Annotated in this window: 13 protein-coding genes; 6 read left to right on the top strand and 7 right to left on the bottom strand. The window is 41.1% G+C overall.

Translation table 11 applies throughout. From position 1 onward, the window contains the following. Nucleotides 1–31: 31 nt before the first annotated feature. Entirely contained in the window at nucleotides 32–1147 is a 1116-nt protein-coding gene (locus tag ACZSMY_RS12580) for a nitric oxide synthase oxygenase (RefSeq protein ID WP_226895124.1), read from the bottom strand. 385 nt (nucleotides 1148–1532) lie between these two features. Between ACZSMY_RS12580 and ACZSMY_RS12575 the strand changes: the two genes are divergently transcribed. Beyond that, entirely contained in the window at nucleotides 1533–3548 is a 2016-nt protein-coding gene (locus ACZSMY_RS12575; protein ID WP_368900927.1) for a putative bifunctional diguanylate cyclase/phosphodiesterase, read from the top strand. Between the two features lie 47 nt (nucleotides 3549–3595). Here ACZSMY_RS12575 and ACZSMY_RS12570 read toward each other — a convergent pair whose 3' ends face one another. Then, the gene (locus ACZSMY_RS12570) at nucleotides 3596–4741 is read right to left on the bottom strand and encodes a diguanylate cyclase (RefSeq protein ID WP_455725969.1); all 1146 of its coding nucleotides are present in this window, start codon (nucleotides 4739–4741) and stop codon (nucleotides 3596–3598) included. A 444-nt stretch (nucleotides 4742–5185) separates the two neighbouring features. On the opposite strand from ACZSMY_RS12570, the gene ACZSMY_RS12565 reads away from it, so the two are divergent. Next, nucleotides 5186–5362 carry a YjfB family protein gene (locus ACZSMY_RS12565; RefSeq protein ID WP_077601790.1) on the top strand — a complete coding sequence of 59 codons (177 nt, stop codon included), beginning with the start codon at nucleotides 5186–5188 and terminating at the stop codon, nucleotides 5360–5362. A gap of 314 nt (nucleotides 5363–5676) precedes the next feature. Then, entirely contained in the window at nucleotides 5677–9174 is a 3498-nt protein-coding gene (locus tag ACZSMY_RS12560) for a cell envelope integrity protein TolA (RefSeq protein ID WP_465147835.1), read from the top strand. 221 nt (nucleotides 9175–9395) lie between these two features. On the opposite strand, the gene ACZSMY_RS12555 is transcribed toward ACZSMY_RS12560, so the two are convergent. Continuing rightward, nucleotides 9396–10121, bottom strand: coding sequence for a DUF3784 domain-containing protein (locus tag ACZSMY_RS12555; protein ID WP_455725967.1), 726 nt, complete (start codon nucleotides 10119–10121; stop codon nucleotides 9396–9398). Between the two features lie 189 nt (nucleotides 10122–10310). On the opposite strand from ACZSMY_RS12555, the gene ACZSMY_RS12550 reads away from it, so the two are divergent. From ACZSMY_RS12550 to ACZSMY_RS12540, 3 genes are all read left to right on the top strand, one after another. After that, nucleotides 10311–10682, top strand: coding sequence for a fluoride efflux transporter FluC (locus ACZSMY_RS12550; RefSeq protein ID WP_193064854.1), 372 nt, complete (start codon nucleotides 10311–10313; stop codon nucleotides 10680–10682). A gap of 24 nt (nucleotides 10683–10706) precedes the next feature. Next, nucleotides 10707–11069, top strand: a complete 363-nt coding sequence (locus tag ACZSMY_RS12545; RefSeq protein ID WP_042529914.1) for a fluoride efflux transporter FluC — start codon at nucleotides 10707–10709, stop codon at nucleotides 11067–11069. Nucleotides 11070–11167: 98 nt separating this feature from the next. Continuing rightward, complete coding sequence (locus ACZSMY_RS12540) at nucleotides 11168–11932, top strand: SDR family NAD(P)-dependent oxidoreductase (RefSeq protein WP_042529916.1); 765 nt, start codon at nucleotides 11168–11170, stop codon at nucleotides 11930–11932. A gap of 59 nt (nucleotides 11933–11991) precedes the next feature. On the opposite strand, the gene ACZSMY_RS12535 is transcribed toward ACZSMY_RS12540, so the two are convergent. From ACZSMY_RS12535 to ppx, 4 genes are all read right to left on the bottom strand, one after another. After that, nucleotides 11992–13386: an L-cystine transporter gene (locus tag ACZSMY_RS12535; RefSeq protein ID WP_465147834.1), complete on the bottom strand. Its 1395-nt coding sequence runs from the start codon at nucleotides 13384–13386 to the stop codon at nucleotides 11992–11994. Nucleotides 13387–14482: 1096 nt separating this feature from the next. After that, entirely contained in the window at nucleotides 14483–15589 is a 1107-nt protein-coding gene (gene menC / locus ACZSMY_RS12530) for an o-succinylbenzoate synthase (RefSeq protein WP_193064852.1), read from the bottom strand. 200 nt (nucleotides 15590–15789) lie between these two features. Beyond that, nucleotides 15790–17865, bottom strand: a complete 2076-nt coding sequence (locus tag ACZSMY_RS12525; RefSeq protein ID WP_465147833.1) for an RNA degradosome polyphosphate kinase — start codon at nucleotides 17863–17865, stop codon at nucleotides 15790–15792. A gap of 230 nt (nucleotides 17866–18095) precedes the next feature. Further along, the gene (gene ppx / locus ACZSMY_RS12520) at nucleotides 18096–19622 is read right to left on the bottom strand and encodes an exopolyphosphatase (protein WP_465147832.1); all 1527 of its coding nucleotides are present in this window, start codon (nucleotides 19620–19622) and stop codon (nucleotides 18096–18098) included. Nucleotides 19623–19723: the final 101 nt, after the last annotated feature.

The raw sequence follows: 19723 nt of genomic DNA, 5'->3' as shown, positions 1-19723 counted from the left end.
CGCTCTCACTAAAAGTAAGAACACTTTATCTCTACCCATGAAACGGGCAGCCTTTTCCTTGCCGATAAGCCTTATCCTGATAAAAGAAATTTGGCTTTTTCAGCTCATTGCTGTAGGGCTGATGCCAGACATGCGTGGTTGCCGGGGAGACAGGAGGAATAAGCCAGGTCCATTTTCCGGTTACCTCCCGTTCGGCTTTTGCTTCCTGCTTTTCGAAAATGCGGAACTGGGATGCAGCGGTGTGATGGTCGACAATGGATACACCTTGTTTTTTAAAGGAGTGGAGCACCATTTCATTCAATTCAATCAGGGCACGGTCCTGCCATAAATTACTGGCATGTTTTGTCGATAACCCCATGATTTCAGCTATTTTTGGCAGTAAATTATAGCGGTGCTCATCTGCAAAGTTTCTGGCGCCGATTTCTGTTCCCATATACCAGCCGTTGAAGGGAGCAGATATGTAATGCAGCCCGCCGATTTCCAGACGCATATCTGAAATAATCGGGAGGGCATACCATTTCAAATTCAGGTCTGCTACCGCTTCATATTCTGGATGTTCCATAGGAATCTCAGGGATGAATGCCTCGGGAATGGTTCTCCAGACAGGGGGATGAGCACCGATTTGAATAACAAGCGGCAAAATATCGAAATGTGTTCCTTCCCCCTGCCAGCCCAGCCGCTCACATATTTGGGTGAATTCCAGGGAATCGGAATCACCGATAATTCCTTCTTCTGTTTCATAGCCTGCATAGCGCAGCAGCTGATGATTCCAGATTTTCACGGTTTCTTCCTTGGCTGAGGAGGCAGGGAAGATGGTGATGTAGGGTTTGATTCTACCTTGATTAAAGGCGTTTTTTAAATGACTGAACAGGAATTCGAATATCTCTTCTTCTGTTGTTGCCTGTCTGGCATCTGCCACGTCGATGCGTTCCCAGAACAACCTGCCGATACAGCGGTTTGAATTTCGCCAGGCGAGCTTTACTCCATACACCATTTCCTCATAGGTTTGGGTATAAGTGCCATGTGCATTTATCTCGGCTGTAACTTCTTTAATTCGTTCTGCTGATTTTTCTGCAGGAGCACCAGTTTCTGTATAGTAGGTTGTCAGGAAACGTGCCGCTTCCTGCTGCATTTCATCTTTATTCAACGGAATGACCTCCAGCTGTTCACAATGGATCGTATGCTTTCTTTTCCATTGTAGCGAAGAGTAAGACGAATTTCTATGTTATTCGACAAATGAAAAGAGGAGTAAAGACCTTTGTTCAATTGTCTGTCACATGATAAAGTAAATTGTAGTTACCTTTTTTAAAAATGTGCGTACTGATTTGCTGGATGGTTAAATCATTATTAATAGAATATACGCTGTATTTTATGGGATTTTGTCAAAAAATGATACGATAATTGAAAAATTAATTTAGGTTTAAATAATCGATAATTGTTTAAATCCATCGAAATAGATGTGTTTTTGTCTATTTTACATGATATATTAAAACTAGATGTAATTGCTGTGTTGGTGCGAGGAGGAAATGAACTTGGCTCAGGCTGTATTTAAGATTCGGAATAAAAAAATATATTTTACGGAACTGTTATCTTGGGATGTATTAAATGAGTCAAAGGATATCATTTCTGGAGAAGATTATGATAATATACTTTCTCATTATATCGGACCTCATGTCGCATTAGAATTTTCAAAGCTGGTTGATGGTGAGGAAGAGCAAATTCATTTTAATGCAACGGTTAATAGAAAAAACGGAGAAATGGTGCTGCTGAGTATTTTTGGCTATCAAATTCAATCAGAGGATGGGGTAGAGGTGTTCGGAATCATTTCTGATGACAGGGAAGCAAATAATCAATTAATGAAGGCATTAAAAGAGCTGTCAGATATTAAATATGCGTTGGACCAATCTGTGATTTTAGCCATTACAGACCGGCAGGGGAAAATCATTCATGCAAATAACCTCTTCAGTGAAATATCCGGTTATTCTCATGACGAGTTGATTGGAAATACCCATCAGCTGATTAATTCAGGCTATCATTCCAGAGAATTTTTTAAAGAGATGTGGCGGACAATCGGATTTGGCGGAGTTTGGAAAGGCGAAATCAGAAATCGTGCAAAAGACGGCTCTTTTTATTGGGTGGATACAACTATCGTACCGGTGAAGAATGAAAAAGGAAAGCCGGTGCAGTATATTGCGATGCGCTACGATATCACGGATAAAAAAGAAAATCAGGAAAAGATACGGATGATGGCCTTCTATGATCATTTAACAGGGCTGAAGAATCGCCGTAAGTTTGATGAAAATTTAATCCAAAAGATAGCATATGCTAAAGAAAATCAGGAAAGATTCGGAATCATGTTTGTTGATTTGGACGGCTTCAAGTATGTGAATGATACGCTTGGACACATCATAGGAGATGAATTGCTTATCGCCGTTGCCCGCCGGCTGGAGGAAATCGTCAGTAAGAATGGAGTTGTTGCAAGGCTCAGCGGTGATGAGTTTGCCATCCTTATTGATTTCATCACTTCCCCGAGAGATATGCAGCGCTATGCAGAATCTATTATTACCAATTTTAAAGAGCCTTTTGCTATTGAAGGCTATCAATTAAGCACGACAGCAAGTATCGGGATATCGACCTATCCAGAGGCTGGTTCAGATGCGCCTACGATGATGAAGCATGCTGATTTGGCAATGTATCGCGTGAAGGGCTTGTCTAAAAATGATTACCGGTTTTTTGACAGGGAGATGCGAATCTCGAATCAAAGAGCGTTTCAAATAAAAAATGATTTACGAATAGGTTTAGATAATAATCAATTTTATCTTGTATATCAGCCTAAAGTATCTCCAGGGAAAAAAGATATTGTTACAAGCTATGAAGCGTTGATTCGCTGGAAGCATCCGGAATTTCAGGAGGTATCTCCGGGTGAATTTATTCCTTTAGCGGAAGAATTGGGCATGATTAATGAAATCGGTGATTGGGTGCTGGAAAATGTTTGCAGGCAGCTGAGGGCATGGAAAACCAATGGTTACGATTTACTTCCTGTATCTATTAATCTATCATCCAGCCAATTTTTGCAGGCCGATTTTGTCGATAAATTCTGGTCTGTTCTTCATGCGTACCAGGTGGATCCAGCCTGGATTCAGATTGAAATCACAGAGAGCCTCTTTATTGATAATGAAAAATACGTGCAGCAAATATTAAAAATAATGAAGGAAAATGGAATCAAGATTGCATTGGATGACTTTGGGACAGGATACTCTTCATTGGCTTATTTGCAAAAGCTTGATTTAGATATTTTGAAAATTGACCGTTCCCTCATTAGCGGCATTTCGCATTTATCTATCAAGCGAAAAATTGCAACAACCATTGTCCAGCTGGGAAAAAGCATGGGGATGAAGGTGGTTGCTGAAGGAGTGGAAACCAAAGAAGAACTCGATATTCTACGCAATCATGATATTGATGAAATCCAAGGTTATTATTACAGCAAACCACTTGCGATACAAGAAATGTCGGAAGTATTGAAAACAAAGAAGCTGGGTAAATCATAATGCGGTATGTTTATGTGAAAAATGAATAACGTCATTCCGAAAATGATTTATGATTTATTCGGAGATGACGTTATAGCAGGGTATACTTGGTTTTTACCTAAGTGCTTTGCTTTATATAATGCTTCATCGGCCTGATGAATGATTTGACGCGGGTTGCTGCAGGTATCCGGGTAGGTTGCTGCACCAATCGAAACAGTGATATAAATGCTTTCCTTTTGAGAAATCTGAAAGGAGTGCGCTTTCACGTCCTCCAGTATGCGTTCGGCTACCTCCAGCGCATTTTCAATACTGCAGTTTGGCAGCACAATTGAAAATTCATCTCCGCCATTCCGGAACGCCATATCAAATGAACGGATATTTCTGGATAAGATGTCACCAAATTGCGTTAAAATTTGGTTTCCTGCCGGATGCCCATATGTATCATTTATCTGCTTGAACTGGTCAATGTCCAGCGATAAAATAGTCAGCTTTTCGTCTTTTATGACTGCTTTATTGACTACCTGGCCCCACACTTTTTCGAAGGAGCGCATGTTTTGCAAGCCTGTTAAAAAGTCTGTAGATACCTCCTCTTTATACTTCGCTAAAAGCATTTCTGTTTTTCCGAGATAACTCACGTAAAAAAGAGAAGCCAATCCGCCGACAAATGATACAAAACAATAAATCGGTAAAAAGCTTAGCAGGGAGAGGTAATCATTTTGAAAGTGGAACATCATCGTGATGGTAAAAACGATATTGGAATAGAAAATCATCACGACAGCTTTTATATATATCTTTTTTTCCATTTTCGTCTGGTATAGCTTATGTATCAATTGAAATCCAATCACTAATGCAATCATTAAAAAGACAGCAGAGATGGAAAAGTCCGACATTCCGCCGATGATAAATCTGCCCGCAATCACCACGATACTGGCAATAATCGCAGGAAATAATCCTTCCAGCAAGATTATGAGCATAATTGGTATAAAACGCAGGTCTACCAAGGCACCTTCTGCGACTTCAATGGAAAATATAATTAACATAACACTATTCAGCCCGCATAGAACCCCGTCGATAATTCCTTTTTGCCAAAACGGTCTGTCAGCAATTTTTAATTTTGATCGGAGTGGTACGTATAGCACAGTTAAAGTGATGATGACGCAAAGATTAATAAAAAAATCATCTAAAAAAAAGAACATGATGTCTCCGTTAGCCAAACGTTTTCCTCTCCTTTACCCAATAATTATGCAGCTTGGACGGCTTGAATTCACGGCTGTGTAGAGCGTAGCCGAATTAAAGAAGCTGCGGTAGTTACCAAAGGAATCGTCAGCTGCTGTTTCTAGTCATTATGTATGTTTTTTATGTATATTTTTAAGCGATTATCCATTATAGATATCGTTTCTTTTTGCAGCTGATGCTTTAGAAATAGTTCTATATTCTAATACTAGAATTTTATCATGAATCGATGTACTTACCAAAATTTAAGATACGTTTTTTAAATATTGTATTCTTTCTTGTGGTAATAATTACTTAAATCGTTTGAACACATAAGCCAATTATTTTCCTATCCCCGTTATAGTATAAAATATGCATCATTTGACAGAAAACTATGTTAAAATAAAGGTAATTCGTAAATCTTTCAGAGTGAGGTGAATGGATAGGTGGATGTTGGGAAAATGTCGATGATTATGAGTCAGGCTAATTTGCAGACACAGGTGTCCTTCAGCTTAATGGGAAAAGTCATGGATCATGCGGAAGCGCAAAATGCGGAGCTGATTAAAATGCTGGATCAGCCGCAGCATCCGAATTTAGGGCATTCCATTGATGTGAAGGCGTAACACTTTTTCTCTGTAGGAATGAAAAAGGAAGATAAAAGCTGCCCCGTTTCGGTGTGAAGAAGCGGGGGTTTTTTACATATTAGCAATATATCTGCCAGGAATAAATGTTATTTACTATCTCATAAAATTCTTGTAATCTTATAACAAGATACATAAAATGAAACTTCACTCAGTGTAAGTTTTACAGACAGTTCTCCATGATAAAGTATCCTTCACCTTAGAAAAGGGGCGTGGACGTTATTTCGAATTCTAAAAATCGAGCCCAAATTTTGCAAGAAGAATTGATTGAATTATTAAAAAGAGATCTTATCAGCATGGAAGATTATAAACGCATCTTAACAGCCCATCAGGAATATGCGAAACAGGTAGATAAAAGTATGGATGGGTTAGCGCGTGAGGATGCGGAAGAAGAAGCCTCTAAAGAGAGGTATCAGGCTGCAGAACAGGATCAGCCGGAGGAGGCAGAGGCCTCTTTTTCACAGTCAGACAGCAAGCCTGTTAAAAAACAATCAACCGGGTTTTTCCAGGGCAATAAGGATAAAAAAGAATGGCTGTTGACTCCAGAGGAGCGGGAAGCGGCAAAGCAGAAGAAAGCGAAGCCGGTCCGCGAACCGAAAACAGCGGAGCAGGTCAGAGAAAGAAATATTACCTGGCTGCTTATTTTAGGAGTTTCTTTTCTGTTAATCAGCGGTTTAGTTGTGGCAACCAGCTCTTGGGATCAGATGGGAGCCTTGTTAAAGGTTGCGACATTGCTTGGCGTTTCGATTTTCTTTTTAGCATTAAGCGGGTTATCCTCCCGTTTTCTTAAAATCGAAAAGACAGCTTTTGCGTTTTTGACGCTCGGAAGTTTATTATTGCCGATTGCGATAATCGGTATTGGTTTTTTCGGGTTGTTTGGCGATTATTTAACGTTAACAGGAGAAGGGCGTTATTGGCTGGGAATGCTGTGTACTATTGTCCCGCTTCCGTTATACGCTTGGAATGCTTATAAGACAAAAGCGAAATTATTTGTATGGATTTTTTATATATTCCTATCCTTCTTTATCGGATTTTCCCTTGCTGCACTGCAAGTCCCGACAGATGTGTTCTTTTTCCTAATGATGCTGTATAACGGTGTCTTGTTATTCGTGTATCACCATTTTCGGAAAGAGAAGGGGCAAGTGTTTCGTGTGTTTTTATATGAACTGCCGGCCTATGCACAGTTAAATCTGATTGTTTCCACGTTATTAATGCTGTTTGTCTATAATCAGGCTGTGTTTTATAGTTTTAATGTGCTTTTGACTGCATTTCTCTATATGGCGATGGTGTTCGTCTATCAGACAAAGGGCTATCAATTTGTTTTTGCCGCTTTATTTGCTTATGGCATTTACCAGCTGACAGAGAATTCGTTTTTATATACAGCGGATACGTTGATTTATGCATTGATGGGGGCAGCTTATCTCGGATTTGCTTATGTGATGCGGAAGGACAGCTTTGCGAGTAAGGCGTTTTATTATATAAGCGGCGTCATTTCGGGCTTTGCTTTTCTCTACATCAGCTTTCAAGGCTTGATTATCCGTGCTGACGGGGATTCCTGGTTTATGCTGCTGGCGTATATTGTTATTGCTGCCACCTATGTCTATCTTGCAGAGGTGACGAAACGGGGCGTTTTTCGCTGGATTGCTCCTGCATTCTTTATTGCGGTCGGGATACAGTTTTGGTCGTTAGCAGTGCATCCGTTTTTTCCGGAAAGCATACTTAACTTTATGTTTTTCTATATGATTATTTTATTTCTGTTTGCCGGTTTTCAAAATCGGATTCCATATATGCAGGCTGTACAAAAAAGTATGTATTTCTGGTCGATGCCGGTAATTGGAATCATTATCCTGGGTAAGCTGATCCTGCTTGAGTTCGTGGAGATTGCAATTATATTTGCCTTGCTAGGCGTCGTTGCTTACTATATGACTGTGGTATCGAAAAAAACGTTGGAGAAACAAGTTGCTTCCTGGGCTGTTCCAATTAATTGGCTGTTGGCCATGTACATCCTTTATTTTGAATTTGTGGAAGCATCCTATGTTTACCGCAGTCAGCTGGATATTCCTTTTCAACTGGCGGGCGCCGGTGTCGTTCTGCTTGGAATCAGCCTTATCTGGAAGCAGAGAAAGCAGCAGGAATTGACCCGGACAACGTTCTATACGGGTCAGGGAAGCTATCTATTAGCTATGCTTCTGCTGTTTGTTGGATTTACCGGAGATGAAATATTTGTAAGACCTGCCATTCTGTTGATAGGAATCGGTGTCGTCTACTGGCTGGTTCGTTTTACTGGAAAGCCTGTGTTTTGGAGTCTGGTTGCGGCGGTAAGTTTAGGATTTTATGTATCGCTACTGCGCACATTTTCAATTGATACGTTGGATGGATTTGTCTGGTTTATGCTTGGCCTGCCCATTGTATTCTTAGCGGTGGAACGTTATTTAGGAAAATGGGATGCCGGCTTAAAGCCGTATTTCTTCTATTTTGCGCACGCGGTGCTCTTGTTCCTTGTGCTCATCATAGCAGGGGACAGTGTAGCACGTCCTATCCTTTATCCGGCAGTCTGGCTGGTTCCACTGGCAATCTATACCAATACGGCACTGACAAAGGAAAAAGAATGGGAAATAAAAACGGCTTTATATGCTGGGTTACTGATGCTGCTTGGAGCAGTGGTATCCTTCATCTCTCATTATGAATGGATGGCAGCTATTTCATTTGTTTATGCTTGGCTTGCTGCAGGAATCATTATGATTGCAATCTGGGCAGCAGTATCAGCGGTGTGGAAGCGGCGGATAGAATATTTTCTCATTCCGTTTATGAATCTGGTTTTAGGTATGGGCGTGTTTTTATTTGCAGTAGAGGTGTTTTGGCAGCTTCTCATCTTTACCGGACTGATTATAGTGAATGTATATTTTCTGCATATGCGAAAATGGACATTATACCTTGTGGTGCCTTTATTTTTCTCCATCTATTTATGGCAAATACAAGCGGTATTTGAGGAAACGATTCATTTATGGCTGATGTATACCATTGGATTTGGCATATTAACAGCTGCCGGGAGATATTTATTTTCAAAACTGTATGTTACTACTGAGGGAAGTCTGCGGGCTGTAGACTGGTATTCTCTGATGGCAGTTGCCTATCTCGTTTTTGCATTAAACTGGGCAAATGAGCTGGATACGATTTGGCTGACTGTTATTCCGCTTGTTTTGTTCGCTTCCTGGTTTTTCCTGCAGCAGGATCGTGTAGGGAATCAGATGCTGCAGAAAATATGTATCAGCCTTGGCGGCGTGGCTTGTTTACCGCCTTATTATCTGGTGCTTGATTATTATATTAATGCTATTCCAGAAGTGTTTTATGCGGAGCTTCATGCGCTGCCGGTTCTTGCTTTGGCAATTATTTTGTCTAAGAAAACATGGAATGATTACGAATCGGTGATGCGGCATATTCAGACCGTGCTGTTGATTCTGGTTACGGTGTACCTGATTGCGGATGCGATTCAGAGTGCTACGATAATGGATGCATTGATTATCGGAGTGTTGTCAATTCTTTCCTTACTCGCAGGGATGCGTTATCAATTAAAATCCTATTTCTTTGTCGGAATCGGAACCCTCTTGTTTAATGTGATTTATCAGACACGGCCTTATTGGGGCAATCTCCCTTGGTGGGCGTATCTTCTGATTGCCGGAATATTATTTATCAGCATCGCCAGCTATAATGAATGGAAGAAACAGCGTGATGGGGAAGGAAAGCTGGAGAAAAAGCTGAAGCAAATGATTGCTCGGTTTAAAGAATGGAATTAATGAAAGCAGTTTGGGGAGGCTGAATTATAAAGCAGCTCCAAACTGCTTTATTTTTTATAGGGAGGGATAAGCTTGCTTATAAAATAATTGCTTTCAGGGAAATTTGGGATTGAATCTGGAGAAGGTCTTTATAAATACCCTGATCCGGCATATGAAAAAACCTGCATTTTTGAAATAAATAATAGTGATTAAAAAAAGCTGCCCGCGCTGGACAGCTTTTTCTAATCATTATTATATTGCTGATGCGCCTGTTCCAGCTGCTGATACTGCTCTCTAGTTTTATCTGCCTGCCCCGTATTTATAATAACAAAGCTGTCCCCGGTATGAACAACAATAAATGGGGCCTCATTGGAACGGATAAATAGTTTCCCGGATCCCCATTCCTCGATGCGATAATTCCCAAGATGTTTGCCAAACAAGGAAATGCCGTTTGTGCGTATCGTGGTTTCAGGAAGTTCGTCGTAGAGGGAGATATCTTCGATGTCAGAAAAAGCCCATGCTTCTCCATATAAACCTGTCATTTCAAAGGAGTCTTCGTTTATTTCCAGTTTATTTGGCATAAAAGGGATGGTGAAAACAACAATAACTAATATGAGGGAGAGGCCTAACACCGTTTTGTTTATCCTTCGAGATTTCTTTTTTACCTTTTTCGTCATCCAAAAAGATTCAATAAATAAAACGATAAGCATCACAACATAAGAGGCCTCAATTGCATAAGGAACATGCAAGAGCTGGAGCAGGAAGCCAAGGCTTAAAATAATGGCTATATGCAGGGTCATCTTGCCGACAGCACGCGGATAACCTGCTTGAATCATTTTCCGCTGCTCCTCAGGCGTACTTGTATTAAATCCGCTGATTAGATAATAGTTTTTGCGTATTAAAATAAGGTAACTGAAAAAGAAAAACATAAGGATTAAAAAGATTTGAATAACGTAGCTGTATTCCATTCGTTTTCCCCTCCAAATTCTTTCTGCACTATAACTACGAAATAAGGGAGAGAAGGTTTCAGCGAATACGAAAAATCAGGAATTTCTATGACAAACAAGCTTGTTTTATCCCGAAATACTTGCTTTATCGGCTGGATAGGATTAAATTATACATTATTAATAATGTACGGATAAAGGTCTGGTGGTTCGATGAATTATCTATTTGTGATGATAGGGGCTTTTTTGGGAGCGATCGCCCGCTATGGCGTCAGTCTATGGCTTGGTGATATGACTTTTCCAATGGCAACGATATCGGTAAATATCATTGGCTGCTTCTTGTTAGGCTTTTTACTGACGCTTGTTTCGCTTTCCAGACATGACCGCCACATATGGGCGTTGACGTTTGGCACCGGGTTTCTAGGCGCATTTACAACATTTTCTGCCTTTGCATTAGATGCATTGCTGTTAACCTTGCCCATGGCTCTGCTTTATATTGGGATAAGCGCGGTTGTGGGAGTCATTTTTGCCGGGGCAGGAGTTTGGACAGCGCGTGTTGTCTATGCACGAATCAGGAAAGTATAACAAACAGAAGGAGGCGTCATTCTTATGTTTTTTGTAGGGGCAGGCGGTGCCGTTGGTGCATTATTGCGTTACATCATCAGTGAATATATGAAGCCGTTAAAGGCAGAAAAAGGCATTATCTTTCCAGTTGCGACCTGGATCATTAATGTGTCTGGCTCTCTTTTACTGGGAGTGCTATATGGGCTTGATTTGCCATTCGAGCTGTGGCTGCTGTTAGGAGTCGGCTTTTGTGGCGGATATACGACCTTTTCTACTTTCGGGAAGGAAGTAATTGATCTGCTGCTGGATAACAAGTGGCTGGCAGCTTTCTGGTACATTAGCACATCTGCTTTATTAAGTATTGCTGCAGCTTGGGCGGGAATACATAGTGTTTTCATTTTTTCTTAAAAAAGAAACCGCCACCTCGATAGAAAGCCAATTATTTGTAGTTTTGTAAGCGGTTACGTAAAATAGGAAAAGAAGATACTATAAAGGAGAGGTGTTATATGCGAGATAAGGTGGTATTAATCACTGGTGGAGCCGGCGGAATTGGTCAAGCAGCTGCAAAATTGTTTTTAAACGAAGGTGCAAAGGTTGTTTTGGTTGATATTAATGAATCATCCTTAGCAAAAGCAAAGGAATCTCTCACGGATAATCCGGAAAATGTGGGCATTATTCAAGCCGATGTAACGAAGGAAGAAGACGTAAAGAAATATGTTCAGGAAACGGTTGATCAATTTGGCCGCATCGATGTTTTCTTTAATAATGCAGGAATTAATGGTCCTGTTGCGGAAATTACTGATTTGGATAAGGATACCTTTGAACAGATTATGTCGATTAATGTTACCGGGGTGTTTTTAGGCTTAAAACATGTGCTTCAACAAATGAAAAAACAGGGGCATGGACGAGTGATTAATACAGCATCTAATGCTGCCTATATCGGTTCAGCGGGAATGGTCGGTTATATAGCCTCCAAGCATGCGGTTGCAGGAATAACGAAGACGGCAGCATTAGAAACAGCTCCGTTAGGGATTCGTGTGAATGCGGTAGCTCCTGCTGCTATTGATACACAGATGCTTCAAGATATTCAAAATAATTTAACGCCTGGCGAGCCGGAGAAATCAGGAGAAGCTTTAAAACAGGGGATTCCGGTCGGAAGATTTGGCGCGCCGGATGAGGTTGCCCAGATTGTCCGGTTCCTGGCATCGGATGAAGCGTCGTTTGTACATGGCGCATTGTATAATGTAGATGGCGGAATGCAGGCGGATTAAATTATCCTAATAAAAAAGCAGTTATCTCGGGTATGTGAGATAACTGCTTTTTTAAAGACTTAAATGCCAGTGTTTTCTACTACGGCATCTTTATTATTAAATTTCTTCTCATCCAGGTTGCCGAGCACTTTGGAAGTGACAGTACCTGAAACCATGCTGCCGTTGACATTGACTGCGGTACGGCCCATATCAATAAGCGGCTCAACGGTAATCAGCAGACCAGCGAGTGCGATTGGCAGTCCCATAGAGGACAGAACAATAATTGCTGCAAATGTTGCTCCGCCGCCGACTCCAGCGACTCCAAAGGAGCTGATTGCTGTAATTAAGACAAGCTGTACAATAAAGTCAAGTGATGTTGGATCAATACCAACAGTTGGAGCAATCATAACGGCCAGCATCGCAGGATAAATACCTGCACAAGCATTTTGCCCCATGGTTGCGCCAAAGGATGCGGACATATTCGCAGCTCCGTCATCCACGCCCAGTGCTTCCTTCTGTGCAGTAATATTCAACGGAATCGCTCCTGCACTGGAACGGGAAGTAAAGGCAAATCCGAGCACCGGGAACACTTTTTTCATAAACGTAATCGGATTTAATTTGAATCCGCTGATGATGAGCATGTGAATAAGAACCATAACAATCAACGCGACATAGGATGCAATCACAAATTTACCAAGCTGAACAATCCCTGCAAAGTTTGTCGTGGCAACCATATTCGTCATCAGTGCTAATACCCCAAATGGAGTTAAACGTAAAATAAGCGTTACAAGCCGCATGACAATGGCAAATACGGCATTCACCATTCGTGTAAACCGTTCTGCCTGTTCCGGCTGTTTCCTGCTCACCCCAAGTGTGGCTATTCCGACGAGAACAGAGAAAATAACGACGGCAATAACAGATGTAGAACGTTCCCCAGTCATATCTAAGAAGATATTGTTCGGGATAAAGTTAATGATCCGCTGCGGTGTTGTTTCCTCTTCCATGGATTCAAAATTTTCTTCCATCGAAGCGCCGCGTTCTGTTTCTTCATGACCCGCTTCGATTTGTTCTGCATTCAAATCAAAAACAAGAGAGGTTGCAACACCGAGTGTTGCTGCAACAAGTGTTGTCGAAATAAGTACGCCAATCACCCATGCGGCCATTTTTCCAAGCTGCTTTGTCTCATTCAAGTTAATAATGGCACGAATAATCGAAACCATAACGAGCGGAACCACGATCAGCATTAAGAAGCGAATATATCCGCTGCCGACAATGCCGTACCAATCGAGCGTTCCTGTAAGAATATCTGACCCTTCTCCATAGATAATCTGGAAGAGAGCTCCTAAAACGATACCAATCCCCATACCTGTAAATACACGTTTGGCAAAGGAAACATGCTTTTTCTGCATATAGATTAGTAAACCGATTAATGCAAGTAAAATAACAATATTTAATAATATAAACCAATTATCCATTTGGTATTATCCTCCTTTGATAAAATGTTCTTCGGAAATCCAACAAAAATAGTACGGATTAAACTATACAACGATTCTATTTTGATTTCAAGATAGTTGCTTTGGATGTGTTTTTATTTTGAAGAATAGGAAAGTATATAAAAAATGCTGAATATAGTCGCTCCAACGGGTTTCATGGGGTGAGTAATCGCAACCCCAGAAATACACTCCGCTTTCCGTGGGCCCCGAGCTCATCTCCTTTGATTGGCAAGCCGTCAGGCGCAGACAGAAGCAAAGTCGCACTTATGCCCCGCGGGTAGAAAAAAAGAAGTACACTTTTTTCCTGCGGGGTCTTCCCACTGGGACTGCGATTACTCGCCCCACCGAAGACCATTGCGCATTCCCACGACGGACAGGACGTCCTAGTGTCGGTCGTTGGTCACAGGACGTGACCGTTCTTAGCCGACCAGGAGTCTCCGTGTATTTCTTCTGGGACTGGGACTGCGATTACTCGCCCCATCAAAACCGTCGCTAGAATTTGCGTTATTTCCTTGTAAAAAAGCAAATAAAACATAATTCTACTTAGATGGGAGCGGATGTTGTCGACTCCTGCGAGAAAAGCAACAGGTGATTTAAAGACCAAGCGGTGTTCTTGGTTTTTCTAATTTGTTATGTTTTTAATCTGTTAAAAAACCCTTAGATAGCCGCTGTTCTGAAAGGACACTGTGCTTATCATGAGTAGAGAAAAATATTTTACTGTGAGATGAGTAAGAAAATACCCAACTCAAAATCATTTTTTCAAGGAAAGATAGCTATTTAAAACCAAGTGATTTCCTAGGACTTTATATTCTATGCACGCTAAAGGGAAATGGCTATTCTTTATCGCTGTGCGGCAGGCTGTAATGTAAGTCTTCTATTACAAGAAATCAAGAAAATACGTCATTTTAAAACGGGAAATCAGACAGTAACGGTCCGTTTCGTTTTATAAAAAAATAATTCCTCTGCTTAGTATGTACGAACTTTGAAATAACATAATTGATTTTAAATAAGAAAAAGAGAAGAGGCATCCAGACAGAAATGGATACTGTCTAAATGTCTCTTCTCAAGATGGAGTTGATTATTTAAATGTTTCTTTCTGAACCGTGTATTTTGCCAATTTCTCACGGTTAACTTCATATCCGATACCCGGGGGAGCAGGGACTTGTACGATTCCGTCTTTGACAAATACTTCTGGGTCAATGATATCTTCTTCCCAATAGCGGGAGGAGGCTGCAGTGTCTCCAGGTAATGTAAATGCCGGGAGGGAGGTAATCGCGATATTATGCGCACGGCCTACACCTGACTCAAGCATGCCGCCGCACCACATTGGCACATTTGCTTCTTTACACAGCTCATGAATTCGTTTCATTGTTGTAATCCCGCCGACACGGCCGACTTTCATATTAATGATTTTACCGCTTCCCAATTGAATAGCTTGTCTCGCATCATCATAGGAATGAATGCTTTCATCCAGACAAATCGGTGTTTTGATATGCTTTTGCAGCTCCGCATGATCAATTAAATCGCCGGCGGTTAACGGCTGTTCAATCATCATCAGGTTATACGGATCCAGCTGCTTTAATGTTTCCACATCATCTAGTGTGTAAGCAGAGTTCGCATCAACCATCAGCGGAATATCAGGGAAATGCTCGCGGATTTCCTTAACAACTTCTACGTCTTTGCCAGGTTTGATTTTCACTTTGATTCGCTTATAGCCTTCTGCTGTTTTTTCTTTAATGTTGGTAAGCAGGCGCTCCATATCATCTTCAATGCCTAGGCTGACCCCGACTTCAATTTCTGTTCTGCATCCGCCGATAGCCTCTGCCAGAGAAAGACCCTGCTGTTTAGCATAAATATCCCAGGCAGCTGCATCAATCGCTGCTTTTGCTAAGTTATTGCGCTTAAACGGCTCGAATAACTCTGTCAGCTCATCGGGATGGCTGATTTCACGGCCGAGAGTAAGAGGAATTAAATATTCTTCGAGCATTACCCAGGCAGCTTTTGTGAATTCTTCAATATAAAGAGGAGACTCCGAGGTAACGCATTCTCCCCAGCCAATGGTTCCATCCGCATCTTTTGCCTCTAAAATAATAAATTCACGATCCTGTTCTGTACCAAAGCTTGTCGTGAACGGATTTTTCATTCGCATATTCATCCGATGCATTGTTATTTCTGTAATTTTCATTTCCAAGACTCCTCGTAATTTGTTAGTAAATAGGAAAGATACCTATTGTAAAAGTTCAACATCTTCTTATGTTCTAGTATATGGAAGTTTGTTCTCAATAGCAATATGGATGCTGAGGGAAGCTTCATTTCTGCAAGACAGGAGATGAATTTTAGATAAAAAAACAAAGGCTGTCAGCTCCCAGCCTTTGTTTTCTACTTTTAAGCAAATACATCCATCGCCTGTTCAAATAATTTTAATTGGCTATTCAAAGCTTCATCATCCGGCGGAACATGCGAATAAGTGCCGTCATTTGCCTGCTGTCGTGCTTTTTTAGAGTCACGGAGCATGATGTCGAGGATATCATGAATACGATTTTTTATCCGGGGGTCAAAGATTGGAAACATCAGCTCTACCCGTTTAATCATATTTCGCGTCATCAAATCTGCGGAGGACAGAAAAATATTGATGTCGCCATTATGATGGAAAAGATAGATGCGGCTATGTTCCAAAAATCGCCCGACAATGCTCAGCACGCGAATGTTCTCGCTAACACCTGGAATGCCCGGGCGCAGACAGCAGATACCGCGGACAATCAAATCCACTTGCACGCCGGCTTGAGAAGCTTCGTAAAGCTTTTTGATTAAAGGTTTATCTGTCAGCGAATTCATTTTGGCAATAATCCGTCCATTGTTATATTCCTTGTGAAACGTGATTTCCTGATCGATAAGCTGAATTAGGTCATTGCGAATATCAAATGGTGCCATGGATAAATGATGAAAATCAGGCTTTTCTGTATAACCGCTCAAATAATTGAAGAAATTGGTGGCATCGATGCCATATTTGCGCTTGGTCGTTAAAAAAGACATGTCTGTGTAAAATTTAGCTGTCTGATCATTATAATTTCCCGTACCAAGGTGGACGACCCGTTCAATCCGATTTTCATGCTTTCGGACAATCAGCGTGATTTTACTGTGGGTTTTCAATGAAATCATTCCGTAAATAACATGACAGCCGGCGATTTCCAGCTGTTTTGCCCACTCTACATTATTCGCCTCATCGAATCGTGCTTTTAATTCCACCAGAACGGTTACTTGTTTTCCATTTTCCGCTGCACGCTTTAAACTGGCGATAATCGGTGAATCCCCGCTGACACGATAGAGTGTCTGCTTAATTGCCAGCACTTCCGGATCATCCGCAGCTTCACGCATTAAATCAACAATCGGTTCAAAGGATTCATATGGATGATGAAGAAAGAGGTCTCTTTTTCTGACAGCTTCCAATACCGTTTCATCCTCATGGATATCCTGTGCCGGCTGCGGGATAAATGTTTCATAAATAAGATACTCAAAGTCATGCTTTACTTGATCATAAAAGTCATTTAAACACGTTAAATCGAGCGGTCCATCTACAATGTACAAATCCTTTTCATGAATTTCCAGCTCATGCAGCAGGAAAGAAGTAATAGAAGGGTCCTGCTCCATGGCATTCATCTCTAAACGGACAGCCTCTCCAAATTTGCGCTTCTTCAGCTCTTTTTCAATTTCCTTTAATAAATCATGCGCGCTGTCCTCATGGATATTCATATCTGCATTGCGGGTAATACGAAAAGTGCTTGTTGAGATTACCCGATATCCCTTAAAAAGTTTATGGATAAAAAACCGAATGACATCTTCTAACAACACATAGTGATGCGCATCATCAATCTGGATAAACCGGTCTAACAATGCAGGTACTTGGACAATCGCTGTTTTTTTCTGATGCTGTTCTTGTTCATACTCGTCTTCCAGCTGAATAGCAAGATTTAACGATTTATTTAACAGCATTGGAAAAGCGCGATAGGCATCGATGGCCATCGGTGTAAGAATCGGATAAATTTGTTCATCGAAATATTGCTCCAGTATATATAATGCTTCTGCAGATAATTCCGACATTTGAAAAAGACGAATCTGCTGTGTTTCTAATTCCTCCTGTACCTGTTTAAACAGGTGATACTGCTGCTCTACCAAGTCATGATTTAAGGATGCGATAGAAGAGAGCTGCTGCTTTGGAGTCAGGTTTGATTTGTCATCCGGCCGGTTAAATCCTGCTTTTACCTGATCCTTTAATCCGGCTACCCGGACCATAAAGAATTCATCTAAGTTGGATGAAAAAATGGATAAGAACCGCAGCCGTTCGAGCAACGGGTTGCTTACATCGTCTGCTTCTTCTAATACACGTCTATTAAATGAGAGCCAGCTCAGCTCCCTGTTATTGTAGGAGGCTGATGAATTGACGTTTTTTATTTGTTTGTCCATATCACACCATCCCTTTTTAAGAAGATATTCAAAAAGTTCCCAAATGATAAGCTGCGAATCGGGCTTTTTTGCTTCTGGTTTGAATCCTTTTTGAACACTCGTTATAGCGTCCTATATATATCATAATCCTTTTCCGCATAAAGTATGTTAAAGAGGTGTAAAGTTTGTGTGAATAATTTGTTTGGCAGGAGGGGTCGTAACAGCTTTCTCCTGCACGCTTATTTTTGTCTTTACAAATCAATAAATTCCAGATTTACTTCTTTTCCAATTGCTTTTTCCAGATGCTTTTTCTGTTTTTCTGCCTGGTATTCTTCCGGCATGGCATTGCCTTTCGTATATATACGAATAATGAGGGTCTTTTTCTTTGATGTAAACTCTATTTTTTCGACAATCTGCCTTTTGGTCGCATCTAAGCAATAAGTGAATTTTAATAAAGATCCCAAATCTAATAATTTCTGGCGCTCTTCCTTTAGGAACCATGATTTATAGGGCTGAATAAATTGCTTGAAGACGGTCTTATTTTTAAACGAAGCAACCAGTGCAAGCTTCAGACGTTCCCGGTGCTCTAATCCATCAATGGTACGGTTAGCCAGAAGGTAGAAGGTATGCTGCGGGCTTGACTCGGAATCAATATATTCTCCGAGATTAAATAAAAAGCTCGCCATTTTCAACAGCTGCCGGTCCTGTTTGTCCAGATGGATCAGTCCATTTTCTTTGCAAAAATCAAATATTTGCTCGGTCAGGTTTTGGACATGGCTGATATGTTTACGATCCAGATCATAATCATTAACGAGCTCCTGGATGCTTTCCTCTAATACATTTGGAAAGAGGGAGGAATCGAATTGCTTTGCTAAATGTTCATACAATACGCCATCCCGAAGTCCTTTCCGGCTTAGGATCAAGCTCTCTGCCTGAACAGTCTGATAGAGGCAGTGAAAAACTTCAATCGCAGGAATAATAATGTCCGCCCTGTCTTTAGAAAGTCCTTCTACTTTTGCTAATTTAGCCGGTTTCAGAGAAGTTAAATGATTGCTTACTTCCATAATATCCTTTTGGAACATTTGATACTCATGCAGACCTGCTAGCGGATAAGACTCCAGATTTTGATGGACCTGAGCCAGGTTACGCGCACTTCCGCCGATGGCAACCAATTTGACCTCTTTATCTGCAAGCCATGGAAGTGTTGCGAATTGATCCTTTAGATAGTGGCGCAGCTTGGAGAGCTCTTCGGTTGTCGGAATGGACTTGTGGAAGAAATCCTTTAAGGTAAGCGCACCAAAAGGAAAACTGTGTGACTCCTTGAGTTCCCGGCCCTCAAAATAAGTAACCTCTGTACTTCCGCCGCCGATATCTACGGTAACTCCTTCTGTGAGAGAGGTAGAATGGATAACTGCTAAATAGCCATAGTAGGCTTCTTCCTGTTCACTTACAATGCGGATATTTAATCCTGTACGTTCGACGATTTGGGTTTCAATTTCTTTTTTATTCTCCGCTTGCCGGACAGCTGCTGTAGCCGCACAGATGGTGTCCTGTAAGGTATAGGTATCCAGCACTTCCTGAAAGCTTTTCAATGTATCAATTAAACGGTCAATCCCGGCCTGGTTTAAGGTATTATCCTCTTCTAAAAAGGTACGCAGCCTGGAGGAGGCTTTCACGTTTTCTATTTCTTTCAGCCGGTTCCCCTTTGTTTTTTCATAAATGACTAAACGCATGGTATTGGAGCCAATATCGATGATTGCATAATGTTGCTTCTTCATTTCTTTCGCCTCCTGTTGTTTTGTCTGATTTTTCTTTTAGTTTAACACATTTGCAGAGAAATAAGCTGGCATTGCTGCGCTGCGGCAGGAACAAAAATAAG

The organism is Oceanobacillus sp. B139/18 (assembly GCF_055524595.1).
This window is presented reverse-complemented; position numbering and strand designations above follow the sequence as displayed.